The 19,948-nt window shown below is 70.0% G+C and carries 18 protein-coding genes and 1 pseudogene; 6 read left to right on the forward strand and 13 right to left on the reverse strand.

Annotated elements, in window-relative coordinates; all coding sequences use genetic code 11:
* The first annotated feature begins 103 nt into the window (after window positions 1–103).
* The 4 genes and pseudogenes from M6B22_RS00140 to M6B22_RS00155 all read left to right on the forward strand — a co-directional run bounded on the left by M6B22_RS00140 (window position 104) and on the right by M6B22_RS00155 (window position 4,680).
* Window positions 104–1,243 (forward strand): annotated as a pseudogene (locus M6B22_RS00140) (sugar ABC transporter substrate-binding protein).
* Between the two features lie 81 nt (window positions 1,244–1,324).
* On the forward strand, window positions 1,325–2,122 hold the full coding sequence (locus tag M6B22_RS00145) for an ATP-binding cassette domain-containing protein (RefSeq protein WP_269443732.1): 798 nt from the start codon (window positions 1,325–1,327) through the stop codon (window positions 2,120–2,122).
* Window positions 2,119–3,474, forward strand: a complete 1,356-nt coding sequence (locus tag M6B22_RS00150; protein WP_269443733.1) for a sugar ABC transporter permease — start codon at window positions 2,119–2,121, stop codon at window positions 3,472–3,474. The genes M6B22_RS00145 and M6B22_RS00150 overlap by 4 nt, the downstream gene beginning before the upstream one ends.
* Window positions 3,475–3,495: 21 nt before the next feature.
* Complete coding sequence (locus M6B22_RS00155) at window positions 3,496–4,680, forward strand: ROK family transcriptional regulator (RefSeq protein WP_269443734.1); 1,185 nt, start codon at window positions 3,496–3,498, stop codon at window positions 4,678–4,680.
* Window positions 4,681–5,120: 440 nt separating this feature from the next.
* On the opposite strand, the gene M6B22_RS00160 is transcribed toward M6B22_RS00155, so the two are convergent.
* The 5 genes from M6B22_RS00160 to M6B22_RS00180 form a co-directional block, all read right to left on the reverse strand.
* Complete coding sequence (locus M6B22_RS00160) at window positions 5,121–7,016, reverse strand: ABC transporter ATP-binding protein (RefSeq protein ID WP_269443735.1); 1,896 nt, start codon at window positions 7,014–7,016, stop codon at window positions 5,121–5,123.
* Window positions 7,017–7,088: 72 nt separating this feature from the next.
* Window positions 7,089–7,895 (reverse strand): enoyl-CoA hydratase/isomerase family protein, encoded by an 807-nt coding sequence (locus tag M6B22_RS00165; protein WP_269443736.1) that lies wholly within the window; start codon window positions 7,893–7,895, stop codon window positions 7,089–7,091.
* Between the two features lie 9 nt (window positions 7,896–7,904).
* Window positions 7,905–8,126 carry a helix-turn-helix domain-containing protein gene (locus tag M6B22_RS00170; RefSeq protein ID WP_269443737.1) on the reverse strand — a complete coding sequence of 74 codons (222 nt, stop codon included), beginning with the start codon at window positions 8,124–8,126 and terminating at the stop codon, window positions 7,905–7,907.
* A gap of 240 nt (window positions 8,127–8,366) precedes the next feature.
* Window positions 8,367–9,983, reverse strand: a complete 1,617-nt coding sequence (locus M6B22_RS00175) for an ABC-F family ATP-binding cassette domain-containing protein (protein WP_269443738.1) — start codon at window positions 9,981–9,983, stop codon at window positions 8,367–8,369.
* A gap of 39 nt (window positions 9,984–10,022) precedes the next feature.
* Complete coding sequence (locus M6B22_RS00180) at window positions 10,023–11,783, reverse strand: chloride channel protein (RefSeq protein WP_407935767.1); 1,761 nt, start codon at window positions 11,781–11,783, stop codon at window positions 10,023–10,025.
* Between the two features lie 206 nt (window positions 11,784–11,989).
* Here M6B22_RS00180 and M6B22_RS00185 point away from each other — a divergent pair, with 206 nt between their 5' ends.
* A complete protein-coding gene (locus M6B22_RS00185; protein WP_269443740.1) occupies window positions 11,990–12,367 on the forward strand; it encodes a MarR family winged helix-turn-helix transcriptional regulator in 378 nt (125 codons plus the stop codon).
* A 71-nt stretch (window positions 12,368–12,438) separates the two neighbouring features.
* Window positions 12,439–13,383 (forward strand): KPN_02809 family neutral zinc metallopeptidase, encoded by a 945-nt coding sequence (gene ypfJ, locus M6B22_RS00190; protein WP_269443741.1) that lies wholly within the window; start codon window positions 12,439–12,441, stop codon window positions 13,381–13,383.
* 6 nt (window positions 13,384–13,389) lie between these two features.
* On the opposite strand, the gene M6B22_RS00195 is transcribed toward ypfJ, so the two are convergent.
* From M6B22_RS00195 to M6B22_RS00230, 8 genes are all read right to left on the reverse strand, one after another.
* Window positions 13,390–13,686 (reverse strand): DUF3817 domain-containing protein, encoded by a 297-nt coding sequence (locus M6B22_RS00195; protein WP_269443742.1) that lies wholly within the window; start codon window positions 13,684–13,686, stop codon window positions 13,390–13,392.
* A gap of 70 nt (window positions 13,687–13,756) precedes the next feature.
* Complete coding sequence (locus M6B22_RS00200; protein ID WP_269443743.1) at window positions 13,757–14,101, reverse strand: metal-sulfur cluster assembly factor; 345 nt, start codon at window positions 14,099–14,101, stop codon at window positions 13,757–13,759.
* A complete protein-coding gene (gene sufU / locus M6B22_RS00205) occupies window positions 14,098–14,607 on the reverse strand; it encodes a Fe-S cluster assembly sulfur transfer protein SufU (protein ID WP_269443744.1) in 510 nt (169 codons plus the stop codon). The genes M6B22_RS00200 and sufU overlap by 4 nt, the downstream gene beginning before the upstream one ends.
* Window positions 14,604–15,869, reverse strand: a complete 1,266-nt coding sequence (locus tag M6B22_RS00210) for a cysteine desulfurase (RefSeq protein ID WP_269443745.1) — start codon at window positions 15,867–15,869, stop codon at window positions 14,604–14,606. The genes sufU and M6B22_RS00210 overlap by 4 nt, the downstream gene beginning before the upstream one ends.
* Window positions 15,859–16,629 carry a Fe-S cluster assembly ATPase SufC gene (gene sufC / locus M6B22_RS00215; RefSeq protein ID WP_269443746.1) on the reverse strand — a complete coding sequence of 257 codons (771 nt, stop codon included), beginning with the start codon at window positions 16,627–16,629 and terminating at the stop codon, window positions 15,859–15,861. The genes M6B22_RS00210 and sufC overlap by 11 nt, the downstream gene beginning before the upstream one ends.
* A 4-nt stretch (window positions 16,630–16,633) precedes the next feature.
* Window positions 16,634–17,803 carry a Fe-S cluster assembly protein SufD gene (gene sufD, locus M6B22_RS00220; protein ID WP_269443747.1) on the reverse strand — a complete coding sequence of 390 codons (1,170 nt, stop codon included), beginning with the start codon at window positions 17,801–17,803 and terminating at the stop codon, window positions 16,634–16,636.
* A gap of 4 nt (window positions 17,804–17,807) precedes the next feature.
* On the reverse strand, window positions 17,808–19,238 hold the full coding sequence (sufB, locus tag M6B22_RS00225) for a Fe-S cluster assembly protein SufB (RefSeq protein ID WP_269443748.1): 1,431 nt from the start codon (window positions 19,236–19,238) through the stop codon (window positions 17,808–17,810).
* A 3-nt stretch (window positions 19,239–19,241) separates the two neighbouring features.
* A complete protein-coding gene (locus M6B22_RS00230) occupies window positions 19,242–19,937 on the reverse strand; it encodes a helix-turn-helix transcriptional regulator (RefSeq protein WP_269443749.1) in 696 nt (231 codons plus the stop codon).
* Between the last annotated feature and the right edge of the window lie 11 nt (window positions 19,938–19,948).

Genomic DNA, 19,948 nt, shown 5'->3' on the forward strand with positions numbered 1-19,948 from the left:
TCGACGGGGTATGTTCGCGCACACAACATTCGAGGTCGGGTAGCTCGGTGAGCGGGGACGACCACAACCTAGGAAGGCGTGACTGCCCATGCGCAAGACCGGTATGGCCCTCGCGGTCATCGGTGTAGCCGCGACACTCGCAGTTGCAGGGTGTAGCTCGAGCAAGTCCGGCGGCAACAGCAACACGAACTCGGCGGCGGCGCCCGGAACCACCGCCGCCGCGCCTGTATCGAGCGCGGCGACCAGCGGCAAGCTCGACGGCAAGGGCGCCAAGGTCGGCATCATCCTTCCGGACACGAAGTCCTCGCAGCGCTGGGTGACCTCGGACCCCGAGGCCCTCAAGGCCGACTGCAAGACGAACAACCTGGACTGCAACATCCAGAACGCCCAGGGCAGCGCGCAGACCATGAAGACCATCGCCGAGGGCATGTTCAACGACGGCATCAAGGTCCTGATGATCGTGAACCTGGACAACGCGTCCGGCGCGACCATCGAGAAGGAGGCCGCGAGCAAGGGCATCACCACCGTCGACTACGACCGGCTGACCCTCGGGGGCGGCGCCGCGCTGTACGTCTCGTTCGACGGTGTGGCGGTCGGCGAGGCGCAGGGCCAGGCCCTGACGCAGTGCCCGCAGGTGAAGGGCCAGAAGGCCGTGCAGTACGTCGACGTCAACGGTGCGCCGACCGACAGCAACGCGGCCGCGTTCAAGCAGGGTTACGACAGCGTGCTGTCCAAGACCGCCGGCTGGACGAAGGTCGCCGACCAGTCGATCAAGGACTAGGACAACCCGACCGCGGGCACCACGTTCGCCGCGATGCTGCAGTCGCACCACAACATCAAGGCGGTCATGGTCGCCAACGACGGCATGGCGAACTCCGTGATCGGCGTGCTGAAGAACCAGCACCTCAACGGCAAGGTCGCGGTGTCCGGTCAGGACGCGACGGCGCAGGGCCTGCAGCACATCCTCGACGGTGACCAGTGCTTCACGATCTACAAGCCGTCCAAGGAAGAGGCCGGCCCGGCGATCGATGCCATCACGCAGATCGTGAACGGCCAGATCCCTGCGACCACGCAGACGGTCAAGGACACCCAGACCGGCAAGGACGTGCCCGCTCTGCTGGCCAAGCCGGTCGCGATCACGCTGGCGAACGTCGCGCAGCCGATCAACGACGGCTACACGCCGAAGGCACAGGTCTGCACCGGCGCGTACGCCGCCAAGTGCAGCGCGCACGGAGTCAGCTAGTCGCACGCGGTGGCTGCGCCGGTGAACCCGGCGCAGCCACCTGCGTACCCAAACCATCCGGCACAGCGAGGGACCTGTCACGTGAGCGACGATCCGATCCTGGAACTCCAGGGCGTCAACAAGAGCTTCGGACCGGTCGACGTCCTGCACGGCGTCGACTTCAAGGTCTACCCCGGCCAGGTCACCGCGCTGATCGGTGACAACGGCGCAGGCAAGTCGACGATGGTCAAGTGCATCGGCGGCACGTACACCATCGATTCCGGAACGTTCCTGTTCGAGGGCCGTCCGGTCACGGTCCACAGCCCGCGTGATGCCTCCGAGCTCGGCATCGAGATCGTCTACCAGGACCTCGCGCTGTGCGACAACCTGGACATCGTCCAGAACATGTTCCTCGGGCGCGAGCGCGTCAACGGCGTCACCCTGAACGAGATCTCCATGGAGAAGGCCGCGCAGGACACGCTCAAGTCGCTGTCCGTCCGAACCGTCAAGTCGGTGCGGCAGCGGGTCTCCAGCTTGTCCGGCGGACAGCGGCAGACCGTCGCCATCGCCAAGTCCGTGCTGTGGAACTCCAAGGTGGTGCTGCTGGACGAGCCCACTGCGGCGCTCGGCGTGGCGCAGACCGCGCAGGTGCTCAGGCTGGTGCGCCGGCTCGCCGACCAGGGTGTCGGCGTCGTGCTCATCTCGCACAACATGAACGACGTGCTGGAGGTCGCCGACTGGATCGCGACCCTGTACCTGGGCCGGATGGCCGCTATCGTGAAGCGCTCTGACGTCACGCAGACGCAACTCGTCGAGCTCATCACGACCGGGCGCTCCGGCGACATCGGCATGACCACGAGCGCTGCCACCACTTCCGCGCAGGGAGGGACGCCCCAGTGACCGAGACCGACCTCGGCAAGCAGACCGAGCCACAGGACCCGCAGGACGAATTCGCGGGCACCCAGCCGACCGCACTCGCCGGGGGTATCCGGGCACATCTGCATGCGTACGTGCAGCGCGTGCGCGGCGGAGACATGGGTTCGCTGCCCGCGATCGTCGCCCTGGTCGTACTCGTGGCGTTCTTCTGGACGGTGCACCATCCGTTCGGGTCCCTGGGCAACTTCGCCAACCTGTTGCAGCAGGGCGCATACACGATCTTCATCGCGATGGGCCTGGTGTTCGTCCTGCTCATCGGTGAGATCGACCTGGCCGCAGGCACCGCGGCCGGTGTGTGCGCAGCGGTGATGGGCCGGCTCTCGGTCGGCTACAACGCGCCGTGGCCGCTCGCGATCGGCGCCGCGATGCTCACCGGCGTCCTGATCGGGCTGCTCACCGGGTGGGTGTGTGCCAAGGTCCGCATTCCCTCGTTCGTGGTGACGCTGGCGCTGTTCCTCGCCTTCCAGGGCGTGGTGCTCTACATCGTCGACAACTTCAAGGGCCCGATCGGCAACCTCAGCATCACCGACAACTTCATCGGCGCGCTCGACAACGGCCAGATGTCCAACTGGGCCGGGTGGCTGCTGGTCGTGATCCTGCTCGTCGGGTACGCGGCGGTGAAGATCACCGGCATCGCCGCGCGCTCGCGCGCCGGCCTGGCGGCCGAGCCGCTGGTCATCGCGGCGATCAAGGTGGCCGGCCTGGCGGTGATCTGCGTGATCGCGGTGTACCTGCTCAACCAGGACCGCGCGATCAACAAGGCGCCGAGCATCGTGAACGTCAACGGGCACCTGGTCAAGCGGCTTCCCCCGGCACTCACCGGCGTGCCCTGGGTGGTGCCGCTGATCCTCTTCTTCTTCGTCGTCACTACCTTCGTGCTGAGCCGGACGCGCTTCGGCCGGCACATCTACGCGGTCGGCGGCAACCCCGAGGCCGCCCGCCGGGCCGGCATCCCGGTGGACAGGATCCGCATCACCTGCTTCGTCATCAACTCCTTCCTCGCCTCGATCGGCGGAATCCTGCTCGCCTCCAACACCCGTTCGGTCGACCAGAACGAGGGCGGCGGCAACATCCTGCTGCTCGCCGTCGGCGCCGCGGTCATCGGCGGTACCAGCCTGTTCGGTGGCAAGGGCCGCACGCTGGACGCGATCATCGGCGGTCTCGTGCTCGCCGTGATCGCGAACGGCATGGCCAACCTGGTGCAGGGCAACAACGGCTCGGCCGTCCAGTACATCGTCACCGGTGTCGTGCTGCTGCTCGCCGCCGCGGTCGACGCGCTGTCGCGCCGGCGTGCCGGCGCCTCAGGCCTGGCCTGACGCGGCCGGTTAGGAGAGAGCGTGCGTCGAGAGACAGTCGCGCGGCCGGACGCGATCCGGCGGCACAACCTCGGGCTACTGCTCGGGCACGTGCATCGCGACGGTGAGCTGACCCGCGCGCAGCTCACCCAGCGCCTGGCGCTGAGCCGCTCGACGATCGGTGCGCTCGTCGCCGACCTGACCGAGTCCGGCCTGCTCGACGAGCGGGTGCCGAACGGCGGCGAGCGGGCCGGTCGCCCCTCGCACGTCGTGGCGCCGCGCGAGGACGGCCCGTACGCGGTCGCCGTCGACGTGGACGTCAGCCGGGTCTCGTGCGCCGCCGTGGGCATCGGCGGGCACGTGCTCGCCAGGCACGCGGTGGCGAACACCGAGCCGGCCTCGGCCAGGCTGACGGCCACGCTGATCGCCGAGTCGATCGACGCGCTGGCGCAGCAGATGAAACCGGGCGCCTGGCCGGTCGGCATCGGCGTCAGCGTGCCCGGCACGGTCAGCCGGACCGACGCGATGGTCGAGTTCGCGCCGAACCTGGGCTGGCGCGACGAGCCGTTCGGCAAGCTGCTCTCGAGCGTGGTGCCCGAGGGGTTCGCGGTCGCGGTGGGCAACGACGCGGACGTCGCGATGATGGCCGAGCACCTGCGCGGGGCGGCACGTGACTGCGACGACGCGGTGTTCCTGATGGGCCGGATCGGCGTGGGTGCGGGGGTGATCGCGAACGGCAGCCCGTTGCGCGGCCGCGACGGGCACGCCGGCGAGGTCGGGCACAACGTGGTCGACGCGTCCGGTCCGCGCTGCCACTGCGGCAAACGTGGCTGCGTGGAGACCTACGTGGGCGACAAGGCGCTGCTCAAGCTCGCCGGCCGACGCCGCCTGCCGACGAGCGAGAGCGTCGCGGCGCTGTTCGCGGACGCGCGCGGCGGCGACGAGCGGGCCGCCACTGCGGTGCGCACCGTCGCCCGCTCGCTCGGGCACACCGTGGCCACTCTGGTCAACGTGCTGAACCCGGAGCGGGTGATCCTGGGCGGCTCGCTGGCCGGCGTCTTCGAGTTCGCCGCGGACGAGGTGGCCGCTGCCATGGACGAGTACGCGATGAGCGTGGCGCACGAGGCGGTGCAGCTGTGCACCCCGGGCCTGGGCGCCGATTCGACGCTGCTCGGCTCGGCCGAACTCGCCTTCGCGCGGCTGCTGGCCGACCCGCTGGCCCGCTGACCCAGCGCCGTCTGAGCAGCCGGCAGTCAGCGCAGGGCGAGCAGGTAGTCGGTGTGCGGCCGGCGCGCCGCGCAGCGCGTCCCTGGCGAAGGTAGGCCGGCTCCCCCCAGCCACTGACGACCGCGGGCCGGCTCCCCCCACCGACTGACGAACGCGGGCCCGCTCCCCCCACCAGCTGACCAACGCGGGCCCGCTCCCCCCACCGACTGACGAACGCGGGCCGGCTCCCCCCAGCCACTCACGAACGCGGGCCCGACCTCCCCCCAGCGACTGACCAACGCGGGCCGGCTCCCCCCACCGGCTGACGAGTGGGAGCGCTCCCAAATCGTTGGCCGATGGGGGAAGCGGGTCAGCACGGGCCAAGCGGGCAGCATGGGGGAAGCGGATCGGCACAGGGACGCGGGTCAGCACGGGGCGAGCGACCAGCACGGGGCGAGCGGTCAGCACACCTCGACCGGCGGGGACGGCTCGCTGGTGCGGCTGAACTGCGTGCGGTACAGCTCGGCGTACAGGCCGTTCGCGGCGAGCAGTTCCTCGTGGGTGCCCTGCTCGGCGATGCGGCCGTCGTCGATGACCAGAACCTTGTCGGCCTTCTGGATCGTGGACAGGCGATGCGCGATCACCACGGAGGTACGGCCGACCAGCGCGTGCGCCAGCGCGTCCTGCACCGCCGCCTCGCTCTCGCTGTCCAAATGTGCCGTCGCCTCGTCCAGGATCACGATCTCCGGTGCCTTGAGCAGCAGTCGCGCGATCGCCAGCCGCGCCTTCTCCCCGCCGGAGAGCCGGTAGCCCCGGTCGCCGACCAGCGTGTCCAGCCCGTCCGGCAGCGAGCGAACCAGCTCGCCGATCTGCGCCGCCCCGATCGCGTCCCAGAGCTCGTCGTCGCTCGCGTGCGGCTTGGCGTACAGCAGGTTGCCGCGGATCGTGTCGTGGAACATGTGAGCTTCCTGGCTGACGACGCCGATGCGGTCGCGCAGCGACTGCTGGGTGACGGTGCGCACGTCGTGTCCGCCGACCAGCACCTGGCCCTCGCGCACGTCGTAGATGCGCGGGACGAGCTGGCTGATCGTGGTCTTGCCCGCGCCGGACGGCCCGACCAGCGCGACCAGCTCGCCCGGCTCGGCCCGGAACGAGACCCCGCGCAACACGAGCTGCGGCTGGGTGTTGTCCAGTACCGCGACGTCCTCCAACGAGGCGAGGGACACCTCGCCGGCCGACGGGTAGGCGAACCGCACATCGGCGAACTCGATGCTGCGCGCGTCGGCGGGCAGCTCGATCGCGTCCGGGGCGTCGTCGATCATCGGCGGCAGGTCGAGGATCTCGAAGACCCGGTCGAAGCTGACCAGTGCGCTCATGACATCCACCCGCGCGTTGGACAGCGCGGTGAGCGGACCGTACAGCCGGGTGAGCAACAGGGCCAAGGTCACCACCGTCCCCGCCGACAGCTCGCCCTTGATCGCGAAGTAGCCGCCGAGGCCGTACACGAGAGCCTGCGCGAGCGAGGCGACCAGGGTGAGCGCGACGAAGAACGCGCGGCCGTACATCGCCGAGGTGACGCCGATGTCGCGTACCCGCGCGGCGCGGCCGCGGAACGAGGCGTCCTCGGCCTCGGCCCGCCCGAAGAGCTTGACCAGCAGGGCGCCCGCGACGTTGAACCGCTCGGTCATGGTCGCGTTCATCGAGGCGTTCAGGTTGTACGACTCGCGGGTGATCGCTTGCAGGCGGGTGCCGATGCGGCGGGCCGGAATGACGAAGATCGGCAGCATGACCAGGGACAGCAGCGTGATCTGCCACGACAGGCTGAACATCACGCCGGCGGTGAGCACCAGGCTGACCACGTTGGACACCAGCCCGGACAGCGTGGACGTGAAGGCCTGCTGCGCCCCGAGCACGTCGTTGTTCAGCCGGCTGACCAGTGCACCGGTCTGGGTACGCGTGAAGAAGGCGAGCGGCATGCGCTGCACGTGGTCGAAGACCGCGGTGCGCATGTCGTAGATGAGCCCTTCGCCGATCCGTGCCGAGTACCAGCGCTGAGCGAAGGAGAGCCCGGCGTCGACCACCGCGAGCCCGGCGATGACGAGCGCGATGTCGACGACCACGCGCACCGCGGCGTGGCCGGTGATCTGGTTGACGACGCGGCCGGCCAGGATCGGTGTCACCACCCCGATCAAGGCGTCGGCGACGATGATGAGCAGGAAGACCGCGAGTTCCTTGCGGTACGGCCTGGCGAAGGCGAACACGCGCTTGTACGTGCCGGGCGGCAGCTGCTTGTCGACGACCGAACTGTCAGCGCGGTGCATCGAGCGGAACGCCCGCATGGAACTTTGCGAATACATGCTCAACTGCTACACCTCCCGAGCGGCAACGCCGGGTGCTCGCGGCCTGTTCCCCGGGCGGGCCGGCTGCCCTCACGCCTCGCCGTCGAGCCCGGCCAGCGCCCGCAGCCGGCGGTACTGGGCCTCGCGCTCGGCCGCCTCCTGTGCGGCCTGGGTGCGCGCGCCGGCGGCCAACAGCAGCGCCTTGGTCTCGGTGGCGGCGTCGCGGGGCACGGCGAGCAGCGCGGCGACGGTCTCGGCGACGGCGGCGTCCAGTTCGCCGGCGAGGACCGCGCGTGACGCGAGCCCGATCGCCACGGCCTCGCCCGCCCCGACCCGCCGTCCGGTCAGGCAGATCTCGGCGGCGCGGGAGTAACCCACCAGGTCGACCAGCCGCTTGGTGCCGCCGAGATCGGGGACGATCCCGAGCGACGGTTCGGCCATGGCGAACTGGGCGTCGTCGGCTACGATCCGGATGTCCGCGCCCAGCGCCAGTTGGCAGCCGGCCCCGATGGCGTGGCCCTGGACCGCTGCCACGCTGACCACGGCCGGACGCGAGGAGAAGTCGAACGCGCGCTGCCAGCGGCCGATCAGCTCGCCCGCCTGCTCGGCAGTGCCGCGGGCGAGCGAGACGATCCCGGGCGCGCCGGGCACCCCCTCGGACGTGAACATCGCACGGTCGAGCCCGGCGGAGAACGCCCGGCCGCGTCCGCGCAGCACCACGACCCGCACCGTTCCGGGAAGCTGCCCGGCGACGTCGGCGAGCGCCGCCCAGGTGTGCGGCGACTGGCAGTTCAGCCGCTCCGGCCGGTCGAGGGTGAGCGTCGCGACCTCACCGGAGACTTCGGCGGCTAGGCCTGCTTCGGGGGGAACCGGTATCGCGATGGGGTCCTCGGGCACCCCCGCAGGTTACTTGGCCTTCGCCTTGGCCTTGCCCCGAGTCGCTCCGCCACGCCCGCGCAGGGCCACGCCGGACTCGGACAGCACGCGGTGCACGAAGCCGTAGGACCGACCGTGCGAGTCGGCCAGTTCACGGATGCTCTTGCCCTTGTCGTACTGCTTCTTCAGATCTGTCGCAAGCTTGCTGCGCTCAGCGCCCGTGATCCGGGCACCCTTCTTCAACACGGCCATTGTCCTGTCCCCTTTTACGCATGCGGAACTGTCCAGAGCCAGTGGTCCGCCGACACCGCGATTGATAGCAGCGCACCGGACCGGACGCAAGATCGACTTGGGCAATCTGCGACCTGTGATTCGTCAAGGGTGGACACGCTACCCCAAAATGACCTAGGAACGAGCCGCTCGAACCGTCTATTGCGTGCCAGTGCCGGGGCTTCCGCTGACGCCGGCCGACGCCGCGTGCGACCAGCGCGCTCAGGCCAGTGCGACGAGGTCGGCGAGCTCGCTGCTCCACGAATCCTCGACGCCGTCGGGCAGCAGGATGACCTTGTCCGGAGCGAGCGCCTCGACCGCGCCCTCGTCGTGCGTCACCAGCACGATCGCCCCGCTGTAGGTGCGCAGCGCGTCGAGCACCTGCTCACGGCTCACCGGGTCCAGGTTGTTCGTGGGTTCGTCCAGCAACAGCACGTTCGCCGCACTGGTCACGAGCATGGCCAGCGCCAGCCGGGTCTTCTCGCCGCCGGACAGCACGCCCGCCGGCTTGTCGACGTCGTCGCCGGTGAACAGGAAGGCGCCGAGGATCTTGCGCAGATCGGTGTCGGTGAGGTCCGCGCGCCCGACACTGCTCGCCGACGTGCGCATGTTCTCCAGGATCGTGCGGTCGTGATCGAGCGTCTCGTGCTCCTGGGCGTAGTAGCCCAGACGCAGGCCGTGACCAGGGCGTACCTCGCCGGTGTCCGGGGCCTCGATGCCGGCCAGCAGCCGCAGCAAGGTGGTCTTGCCGGCGCCGTTGAGCCCGAGGACGACCACGCGTGTGCCGCGGTCGATCGCCAGGTCGACGTCGGCGAACACCTCCAGCGAGCCGTAGCTCTTGGACAACCCGCCGGCCGTCATCGGCGTCCGCCCGCACGGCGCGGGTGCCGGGAACCGCAGCCGGGCCACCTTGTCGCTGACGCGCACCTCGGCCAGGCCTGCGGCCAGAGCGGCGGCGCGCCGATCCATCTGGTGCGCGGCGCGCGCCTTGGTCGCCTTGGCGCGCATCTTGTCCGCCTGGCTGCGCAGCGTCTCGATCTTGCGCTCAGCGTTGGCGCGTTCGCGATGCCGGCGCCGCTCGTCGGTCTCGCGCTGCTGCAGGTAGGCCTTCCACCCGACGTTGTAGACGTCGACGGTGGTCCGGTTCGCGTCCAGGTACCAGACCTTGTTGACGACGGCCTCGAGCAGCTCCACGTCGTGGCTGACCATGACCAGGCCGCCGTCGTGCTGGCGCAAGAAGTCGCGCAGCCAGGTGATCGAGTCGGCGTCCAGGTGGTTGGTCGGCTCGTCGAGCAGCAGCGTGGTCGGCTCCCCCGCGTCGGCGAACAGGATGCGGGCCAGCTCCACCCGGCGCCGCTGGCCGCCGGACAGCGTGCGCAGCGGCTGCGCCAGGACGCGGTCGGGCAGCCCCAGGTTCGCGCAGATGCGGGCCGCCTCGCTCTCGGCCGCATAGCCGCCGAGTGCGGAGAAGCGCTCCTCCAGGTTGCCGTAGCGGCGGATCAGCGCGCTGTCGTCCGGGCGCTCGGCAAGCCCGATCTGCGCCTTGGCGATGTCGCTGACGAGCGTGTCCAGGCCGCGGGCGGACAGCACCCGGTCACGGGCGGTCACGTCCAGGTCCCCGGTGCGCGGGTCCTGCGGCAGGTAGCCGGTGGGTCCGCGGCGGTCGAGCTGACCCGCGTGCGGCAGGCCCTCGCCCGCGAGCACGCGCATCGTGGTCGTCTTGCCGGCTCCGTTGCGACCCACGAGTCCGATCCGGTCACCGTTCTGGACGCGCAGCGTCAACGGCTCGAGCAGGATCCGTGCGCCGGCGCGGAGCTCGAGCCCGGTGGCGGTGATCATTTCCCTGCTGATTCTACCCGCGCGGACCGCGGGGATTCGCTACCCACGTGGCGGGAGCCAGCGGGGGCGCACGACGCGCAGCCGAAGCACCCGCTCGACGTCACGCGCCTCCTGCAGGTCGCGCAGCCGCCCGGCGAGCAGCATGGTCAAGGAGATGATGCCGACGACGCGGCCCGGGTCATCACGTGCCACGACCGGCATCCGGTCCACCTCGCCGGCCGCCATCCGGGTGGCCACGTGCCGCAGCGTCTCGTCGGCGTGGGTGACGATGGGGTCGGCGATACCCAGCGCACCCACCTCGATGTCGCTCGAGCCGTCGTGGGCCGCCGTCTCCAGTTGCGTGCGGGTCACGACCGCGACCAGCCGGTAGTCCGGGCCGAGGACCGGGTAGAGCATCTGCCGGCGCTGCGCGACGTTGGCCGGATCGTGATCGGAGATCGAGTGCAGCGCGTCGGCTGCGGACAGGTCCGCCTCGAAGGTCAGCACGTTGCTCTCCATGACCTCGCCGACGAACAGGATCTCCAGCGGGTCGACGTCGTACTCGCGGGACAGGTGGAAGCCGCGCCGGGCGATCTTCTCGGTGAGGACGGACCGTTTGAGCACCAGGACGGAGACCGCGAACGCGGTGGACGCGCCGATGATCAGCGGCAGCAGCGCGTCGAACCGGTGGGTGAGTTCGAGCGCGAAGACGACGCCGGTGAACGGCGAGCGCATCACCCCGCCGAGGACACCGGCGAGCGCGACCAGCGCCCAGAACCCGGGGCCGACCTGCGGGAAGACGTGCTCGGCCAGCGCGCCGAGCGCGCCGCCGATCATGAACATCGGGGCGAGCACGCCGCCCGACGTGCCCGACCCGAGGGAGAGCGACCAGATGACGGTCTTGACGATGAGGATGCCGACGACCAGCTTGAGCCCGATCGTGCCGTCGAGTTCGGATCCGATGATGTCGTAGCCGACGCCGAGCGCCTGCGGCACGATCAGGCCGCCGACGCCGATGATCACGCCGCCGATGGCCGGCCACCACATCCAGTGCACCGGCAGCTTGCGGAAGCCGTCCTCGGCCGCGTACACGAGCACGGTGGCCAGCAGCGCGAGCAGCCCGGCAGCGACGCCCAGCGCGACGCAGAGCAGGTCGCACCAGGCGTTCAGGTGCAGCGCTCCGGAGGGCACCTTGAACAGGACGCCCTCGCCCAGCAGCGGATACCGGACCACGGTGGCCACGCAGACGGCGGCCGCGACGGGGACGTAGCTGCGCGGGCGCCACTCGAACAGCAGCAACTCGACCGCGAGCATGATCGCGGCGAACGGCGTGTTGAACGTCGCGGCCATGCCGGCGGCGGAGCCGGCCACCAGCAGCGTCTTGCGCTCGTCGGCCGTCAGTCGCAGGAACTGGGCGAACAGCGAGCCCAGCGCGCCGCCGGTCATGATGATCGGCCCCTCCGCGCCGAACGGGCCACCGGTGCCGATCGCCACGGCCGAGGAGATCGGTTTGAGGACCGCGACCCGGGGCTGCACCTTGCTGCCGCCGAGCAGGATCGCCTCGATGGCTTCGGGCATGCCGTGCCCGCGGATCTTCTCCGAGCCGTACCGGGCCATCAGGCCGATGACGAGCCCGCCGGCTATCGGGGCGAAGAGCACCACGACCGGGTTGTGGTGCCCGGTGCCGGGCGCGACCAGGTGCGTGTTGAACCGCTCGTAGAAGACGGCGTTGGTGATGATCCCGATCAGGCGCAGCAATGCCCACGCGACGCACGCGCTGACCGCGCCGATCGGCAGCGCCAGCGCGGTGATCACCAGCATCCGCCGGGTGGCGGTGAAATCGCCGAGATGGCCGACGTCGCGCGGCCGGTCGAGTGGCGTCCCGAGCGCTTCCTCTGTAGTCACCTGTGTCCCTCGTCGTGCTGTATCGTAATACGACGCAATATACTAGCCTGCAGCCGTCGTCATCGATGCAAGGGGGCCACGTGCCGAGCGCCCGGCGCATTACCGATCGTGACTATGCCCGCTTGCTGAGCGTTCGTACCAGGCTGCGCCGGTTCGAGCGCTGGAGCGCAGAGCAGGCGGCGGCCCAGGGCCTGACCGCCAGCCAGCACCAGTTGCTGCTCGCGGTCCGCGGGCACGACGAACCGGCCGGCCCGACGATCGGCCAGGTGGCCGACTACCTGATGGTGCGGCACAACACCGCCGTCGAGCTGGTCGACCGCACCCAGGACCTCGGCCTGCTCGACCGGACCCGGGACACCACCGACCATCGCATCGTCCGGCTCACCTTGACCGAGGAGGGCCTGGCGCGGCTGGCAGCGCTGGCCGGATCGCACATCGAGGAGCTGAGCCGGCTGGGCCCGATGCTCGACGGGCTGACGGCGGCGCTGTCGCAGGACTGACGGCCGGGCATGACATCCGTGCGCCCGGCACGGCAGGATTCGTCCCATAGGCACCTGCCGGGAGGCCCGCGATGAAGTACAACGACGACGCCCAGCTGGACACCTCCGGCGTCCAGGACGCCCGCTCCGGGGGCGGTCTGGGCGGCCTCGGCGGCCGTGGCGTCGCGGTCGGCGGCGGCGGCCTAGGGCTGGTCGGTGTGCTCGTGTACGTGCTGATCTCGGTGCTCGGCGGTGGTGGCGGGGGCGAGGGCGGGTCGGTCGCCGACGTGGTGCTCGGGCAGCTCGGCCAGGGCGGCGCCCCGGCCACCGCCGACAACAGCCAGATCCAGAAGGAGTGCCGGACCGGCGCGGACGCGAACAGCCACCTCGAGTGCGCCGTGGTCGCCGACATCGACTCGATCCAGGCCTACTGGAGCGCCGAGCTGCCCGAGCTGGGCAAGCGCTACACCGACGTGCCCACGGTGTGGTTCACCGGACAGGTGTCCACCGGCTGTGGAGCCGCGGACGCCGGCTCGGGGCCGTTCTACTGCCCCGCCGACAAGCGGGTGTACATCGACCTGTCCTTCTACGACGACGTGAAGACCCAGTTCGGCGCTGCCGGCGGCCCGTTCGTCAACGCGTACGTGCTGGCCCACGAGTACGGCCATCACGTCCAGGACCTGCTCGGCACCGAGGCCAAGGTACGCACCAGGCAGGGACCCAAGTCCGATTCGGTGCGCCTGGAGCTACAGGCGGACTGCTACGCCGGGGTGTGGGCGAACCACGCCACCACGACGCCGGACGCCGACGGGAACGTGCTGATCAGCGAGATCACCGACCAGGACATCAGCAACGCGCTGGACGCCGCATCCCGGATCGGCGACGACTACATCCAGAAGAACCTGGGCAACGGGACGGTGAACCAGAACGCCTTCACGCACGGCTCGTCGGCGCAGCGGGAGAAGTGGTTCACCACCGGCTACCGGACCGGTGACCCCACGCGATGCGACACCTTCGGCACGGACAACCTGGGCTGAGCGCGCTCAGGCCGCCGCCTGCCGCGCCTGCAGGTCCGGGCGGCGTGCGACGAGCAGGCCACCGCCGGGGACGACCGCGTCGATCAGCACGATCAGGAACGTGCCCGCGCTCCAGCGCATCGGCGCGCGCAGTTGCAGCGCCAGCAGCACGTACCCGATGAACAACGCGCCGTGGATCGGGCCGAGGATCTTCACCCCGAGCGGGGCGTCGGCGGAGTACTTGACCACGGTCGCCACGATCAGGGCCAGCCAGGAGACCGCCTCGACGACGGCCACGGTGCGGAACGCGCGCGCGGTGAGCATGCACCGAACCTATGGCGGCGTCCCCGCAGATGCGGCGCCGTCCTCGCCGTCCCCTCAGCCGGCGCGGGCGTCAGACGTTGAAGCCGAGGGCGCGCAACTGCTCGCGGCCGTCGTCGGTGATCTTGTCCGGGCCCCACGGCGGCATCCACACCCAGTTGATGCGCACCTCGCTGGCCAGCGGGGTCGGGCCGCCGGTCAGCGCGCTGTGGGCCTGGTCCTCGATCACGTCGGTCAGCGGGCAGGCGGCGGACGTCAGCGTCATGTCGATCGTGACCACGATGCCGGCGTCGGACTCGTCGGCGCGGGCGTCGTAGACCAGGCCCAGGTCGACGACGTTGATGCCGAGCTCCGGGTCGACGACGTCGCGCATCGCCTCGTCGATCTCGTCCCGCGACGGGACGGTGGTGGTGGTCATCGCTGCTCCCCTGTATCTGTGTCAAACGCTGTGTCGCCCGTGTTGCCGCCAGTGTCATCACGCCAGCCGGCCTCGGCCACCGCGCTCTTCATCGCCATCCAGCCCAGCAGCGCGCACTTGACGCGAGCCGGGTACTTCGAGACGCCCTCGAACGCGACCGCGTCCTCGAGGACCTCCTCGTCGTCGTCGGTGAGCTGCGCCGTGCCGCGGGACTGCATCAGCGTCAGGAACCGCTGCTGCAACGCCATCGCCTCGCTGACCGGCCGGCCGATGACCAGCTCGCTCATGACCGAGGTGGAGGCCTGGCTGATCGAGCAGCCCTCGCCGTCCCAGCCCAGGTCGGCGATGGTGTCCGCGGCCAGCCGGACCCGCAGCGTGACCTCGTCGCCGCAGGTCGGGTTGACGTGGTGCACCTCGGCGTCGAACTCGTCCGGCAGCGCGTGGTGATGCGGGTTCTTGTAGTGATCCAGGATGATCTCCTGGTACAGGCTGTCGACCGCGCTCACGAGAACATCGCCTTCACTCTGTCGACGCCGCGGACCAGGGCGTCGATCTCGTCGGTGGTGGTGTACACCCCGAACGACGCGCGCGTGGTCGCAGGTATTCCGTAGCGCACGCACACCGGACGGGCGCAGTGGTGCCCGGCACGGACCGCGATGCCGTCCTCGTCCAACAGCTGCGCGACGTCGTGCGGGTGAACGCCCTTGATCGTGAAGGAGATCGTCGCGCCGCGGTCGAGCGACGTGGCGGGACCGATGATGCGCAGCCCGTCGACGGTGGCCAGCCCGGCGAGAGCGTGCTCGACGAGCTGGTGCTCGCGGGCGGCGATCTCGGTCATGCCGAGCGCGGACACGTAGTCGATCGCGGCGCCGAGCCCGACCGCCTGGGCGATCATCGGGGTGCCCGCCTCGAAGCGGTGCGGCGGCGCGGCGAACGTGGTGCCGGTCATGTCGACCGTCTCGATCATCTCGCCGCCGCCGAGGAACGGGGGCAGCTCGGCCAGCAACTCGTACCGCCCCCACAGCACGCCGACGCCGGTCGGCCCGTACAGCTTGTGCCCGGTGAACGCGACGAAATCGGCCCCGAGCGCCTGCACGTCCAGTGGTAGGTGCGGCGCGGACTGCGAGGCATCGACGACCGTCAGCGCGCCGACCTGCCGGGCGCGGGCCACGATCCGTGCCACCGGGTTGATGGTGCCCAGCGCGTTGGACTGGTGCACGAACGCGACCACCTTGGTGCGCTCGGTGATCACCTCGTCGATCGCGGTGTCGACAAGACGGCCCGCCGAGTTCCCATCCGTATCGATCGGCAGCCAGCGGAACGTCGCGCCGGTGCGCTGCGCGAGCAGCTGCCACGGGACGATGTTGCTGTGGTGCTCCATCTCGGTGACCACGATCTCGTCGCCGGGCCCGACCCTGAACCGCTCCGCCCCGGGCGTGGTCGTCGCGTTGGACAGGCAGTACGCCACCAGGTTCAGCGCCTCGGAGGAGTTCTTGGTGAACACCACCTCGTCACGGTTCGGCGCGTTGATGAACGCCGCGACCTTGTCGCGCGCCCGCTCGAACGCGTTCGTCGCCTCCGAGCCCAAGGTGTGCACCGCGCGCGCGACGTTCGCGTTGTGGTTGGCGTAGAACTCGCTCAGCGTGTCCAGCACGACCTGCGGCTTCTGCGAGGTGTTCGCGCTGTCGAGGTACACCAACGGAACCCCGTGCACCTCGCGCGCCAGGATCGGGAAGTCCTTGCGGACGACATCGACGTCAAACGGCATGGGCGGCAGCCTCGTTCACACCGAACCTCGCGTAGCCCTCGTTCTCCAGCTGGTCGGCCAGCTCGGCCCCGCCGGACTCGACGATGCGCCCGTCGAAGAAGACGTGCACGAAGTCCGGGGTGATGTAGCGCAGGATGCGGGTGTAGTGGGTGATCAGCAGCGTGCCGATGCCGCTCGCGCGCACCCGGTTCACGCCCTCGCTGACCACGCGGAGCGCGTCGACGTCCAGGCCGGAGTCGGTCTCGTCCAGGATCGCGATCTTCGGCTTGAGCAGCTCGAGCTGCAAGATCTCGTGCCGCTTCTTCTCACCGCCGGAGAATCCCTCGTTGACGCTGCGCTCGGCGAACGCCTTGTCCATCTCCAGCGCCTGCATCGCGCCGTTGACCTCCTTGACCCAGGTCCGCAGCTTGGGCGCCTCGCCGCGTACCGCGGTAGCCGCGGTGCGCAGGAAGTTCGACACCGAGACACCGGGCACCTCGACCGGGTACTGCATGGCGAGGAACAGGCCGGCGCGCGCGCGTTCGTCGACGCTCATCGCCAGCACGTCCTCACCGTCCAGGGTGACCGTGCCGCCGGTGACGGTGTACTTGGGGTGACCGGCGATCGAGTAGGCGAGGGTGGACTTGCCCGAGCCGTTCGGCCCCATGATCGCGTGGGTCTGCCCGGACGCGACGGTGAGGTCGACGCCCTTGAGGATCTCGGTGCTCTCCGCATCGCCCCCGACCGTGACGTGCAGGTCGCGAATCTCCAGGGTGGCCATGTGTCTACTCGTTCTCCAGTTCCGGGCTCGGGGTGAAGCCCAGGCGGGCCTCGATCGCGGTCATGATGCGCTGCTGCAGGTCCGCCACGCCGATGCGCTCGACGACGTCGGCGAAGAAGCCGCGGACGACCAGGCGCTGGGCCTCGTCGTGCGGAATCCCCCGCGACTGCAGGTAGAACAGCTGCAGATCGTCGAACCGTCCGGTCGCGCTCGCGTGACCGGCGCCCGCGATCTCACCGGTTTCGATCTCCAAGTTCGGGACCGAGTCGGCGCGGGCGCCGTCGGACAGCAGCAGGTTCCGGTTCATCTCGTAAGTGTCGGTGCCGGTGGCGGCAGGCCGGATCCGGACATCGCCGATCCACACGGTGCGCGCCGTCTCGCCGAGCAGCGCGTTCTTGTAGAGCACGTTGGACGAGCACTGCGGCGCGCCGTGATCGACATACAGCCGCGACTCCAGGTGCTGGTCGGCACCGGCGAAGCTGACGCCGAGGAGCTCGGCGCTGCCACCCGGGCCGGCGAACTCGACTGTGGGGGCCAGCCGGACGATCTTGCCGCCCAGGTTGACCACGACGTGCTTGAGTGTCGCGTCACGACCGACCCGGTTGGCGTGCGCGGCCAGATGGATCGCGCCGGCGTCCCAGTTCTGCACGCTCACCACGGTCAGGTGCGCGCCCGCGCCGACCACGGTCTCGACATTCGCCGCGACCGTCGTGGTGCCGGTGTGCTCGACGATCACCGTCGCCGCGGAGTTCGCGCCGGCCTCGATCACGAGGTGCCCGTAGGCCAGGCCGGGCTCGCCCCGCAGGGCGACCACGACCGGCTCGGACAGTTCGGCGCCGGCCGGGATCTGCACGAGCAGCGCCCGCTCGGCGTTGGCCCAGGCGAGCGCGCTCACCCGGTCGACCGGCCGCAGCGCCTGCCCGACCGCGGGGTGGTCCATCGGCACGACGGACCATTCGGCCGGCACCGGCGCGGTGACCTGCGGCACGACCCGCCCGGTCGGGGTGAACTGCTCGAACAGTTCGCGCAGCTGGCGGGTCGGGCTGAAGCGCCACATCTCCTCGCGGCCGCGCGGGACCTCGAAGGCGTCCGGGTCACGAGAGGTGAACCGTTCGGGGGGCGTCCCCGTCCCGCCGACCCCGTGCGAGTGAGGACGGTCCTGAACCAGAGTCATCGGGTCAGCCCACCGCGCCTTCCATCTGCAGTTCGATCAAACGGTTCAGCTCCAGCGCGTACTCCATCGGAAGCTCGCGCGCGATCGGCTCGACGAAGCCGCGCACGATCATCGCCATCGCCTCGTCCTCGGACAGGCCGCGGCTCATCAGGTAGAACAGCTGGTTCTCGCTGACCTTCGACACGGTGGCCTCGTGCCCCATCGAGACGTCGTCCTCGCGGACGTCGACGTACGGGTAGGTGTCCGAGCGGCTGATCTCGTCGACCAGCAGCGCGTCGCACTTCACCGTCGACTTGCTGTGGTGCGCGCCCTTGTGGATCTCGACCAGCCCGCGGTAGGAGGACCGGCCGCCACTGCGCGCCACCGATTTGGAGATGATCGTCGAGGACGTGTGCGGCGCAAGGTGGAGCATCTTGGCCCCCGCGTCCTGGTGCTGGCCCTCGCCGGCGAACGCGACCGAGAGCACCTCCCCCTTGGCGTACTCGCCCATCAGCCACACGGCCGGGTACTTCATGGTCACCTTCGAGCCGATGTTGCCGTCGACCCACTCCATCGTCGCGCCGGCCTCGGCCTTGGCCCGCTTGGTGACCAGGTTGTAGACGTTGTTCGACCAGTTCTGGATGGTCGTGTAGCGGCACCGGCCGCCCTTCTTGACGATGATCTCCACCACTGCCGAGTGCAGCGAGTCAGAGCTGTAGATCGGCGCCGTGCAGCCCTCGACGTAGTGCACGTAGGCGTCCTCGTCGACGATGATCAGGGTCCGCTCGAACTGGCCCATGTTCTCGGTGTTGATCCGGAAGTAGGCCTGCAGCGGGATGTCGACGTGCACGCCCTTCGGCACGTAGATGAACGAGCCGCCGGACCACACCGCCGAGTTCAGCGCCGAGAACTTGTTGTCGCCCGACGGGATGACCGAGCCGAAGTACTCCTCGAACAGTTCCGGGTGCTCGCGCAGCCCCGAGTCGGTGTCCAGGAAGATGACGCCCTGCTCCTCAAGATCCTCGCGAATCTTGTGGTAGACCACTTCGCTCTCGTACTGCGCGGCCACGCCCGAGACCAGCCGCTGCTTCTCCGCCTCCGGGATGCCGAGCTTGTCGTAGGTGTTGCGGATGTCGTCCGGCAGGTCGTCCCAGGTCGCGGCCTGCTTCTCGGTCGAGCGGACGAAGTACTTGATGTTGTCGAAGTCGATCCCGGACAGGTCCGAACCCCAGGTCGGCATCGGCTTCTTGTCGAAGATCTCCAGCGCCTTGAGCCGCCGGCGCAGCATCCACTCCGGCTCGCTCTTCTTGTCCGAGATGTCACGCACCACCGCCTCGGACAGCCCGCGCTGTGCCGCGGCGCCGGCCAGGTCGCTGTCGGCCCAGCCGTAGCCGTACTTACCGAGCGAGGCGATCTGCTCGTCCTGCGTGAGGACGCGTTCTGGTGCGGTCGTCATCTATCAGGCCCTTCCCGACGTGGTGTTCGTGCGGTCTACGGGTGGAACGGGGACGTGCGTGGTGCAGACACCGTCGCCGTGGGCGATGGTGGCCAGGCGCTGGACGTAGGTGCCGAGCACGCGCTCGAAGGCTCGCGTCTCGGCCTCGCACAACTCCGGGAACTCGGCGGCGACGTGCGCGACCGGGCAGTGGTGCTGGCAGACCTGCACGCCCGCGCTGGCCTGCTCGGTGGTGGCGGCGTAGCCGTGCGCGGTGAGCGACTCGGCGAGCGCCTCGGTCCGGGTCAGCGGGTCGGCGGCCGGGTCCACATCGCCGGTGAGCAGCCTGGCCAGCGACTCGGCGCGGTGGTCGGCGAAGGCCACCACCGCCTGCTCGCCGCCGGTCTCGCGCAGGTACCGCAGCGCCGTGGTCGCCAGGTCGTCGTACGCATGCGGGAATGCCGCCCGGCCCGCGTCGGTGATCGCGTACACCCGCGCGGGACGTCCCCGGCCACGCTGTGCTGCCGGACGCGGCTCGGATTCGACCAGCAGCCCGTCGGCGACCAGCGCGTCCAGGTGTCGGCGGATCGCGGCGGCGGACAGGCCCAGCCGATCGGCGAGAGTTGCGGCGTTCTGCGGCCCTCGCTCCAGGATGATCCGGGCAACGGTGTCTCGCGTGCGGTCGGTACCGCCGCTGTCGACCTGCGCCCCCAATTTCACAACACCAGTAT

The organism is Jatrophihabitans cynanchi (assembly GCF_027247405.1).
In the GTDB taxonomy this organism is placed as follows: domain Bacteria; phylum Actinomycetota; class Actinomycetes; order Mycobacteriales; family Jatrophihabitantaceae; genus Jatrophihabitans_B; species Jatrophihabitans_B cynanchi.

Coding starts and splice junctions, on each gene's coding strand:
- M6B22_RS00160 (WP_269443735.1), bottom strand. CDS start 7,016: ATGTATTCGCAAAGTTCCATGCGGGCGTTCCGCTCGATGCACCGCGCT.
- M6B22_RS00170 (WP_269443737.1), bottom strand. CDS start 8,126: ATGGCCGTGTTGAAGAAGGGTGCCCGGATCACGGGCGCTGAGCGCAGC.
- M6B22_RS00175 (WP_269443738.1), bottom strand. CDS start 9,983: ATGATCACCGCCACCGGGCTCGAGCTCCGCGCCGGCGCACGGATCCTG.
- M6B22_RS00180 (WP_407935767.1), bottom strand. CDS start 11,783: ATGCTGGTGATCACCGCGCTGGCGCTGCCGATCGGCGCGGTCAGCGCG.
- ypfJ (WP_269443741.1), top strand. CDS start 12,439: ATGAAGTACAACGACGACGCCCAGCTGGACACCTCCGGCGTCCAGGAC.
- M6B22_RS00195 (WP_269443742.1), bottom strand. CDS start 13,686: ATGCTCACCGCGCGCGCGTTCCGCACCGTGGCCGTCGTCGAGGCGGTC.
- M6B22_RS00200 (WP_269443743.1), bottom strand. CDS start 14,101: ATGACCACCACCACCGTCCCGTCGCGGGACGAGATCGACGAGGCGATG.
- M6B22_RS00210 (WP_269443745.1), bottom strand. CDS start 15,869: ATGCCGTTTGACGTCGATGTCGTCCGCAAGGACTTCCCGATCCTGGCG.
- sufC (WP_269443746.1), bottom strand. CDS start 16,629: ATGGCCACCCTGGAGATTCGCGACCTGCACGTCACGGTCGGGGGCGAT.
- sufD (WP_269443747.1), bottom strand. CDS start 17,803: ATGACTCTGGTTCAGGACCGTCCTCACTCGCACGGGGTCGGCGGGACG.
- sufB (WP_269443748.1), bottom strand. CDS start 19,238: ATGACGACCGCACCAGAACGCGTCCTCACGCAGGACGAGCAGATCGCC.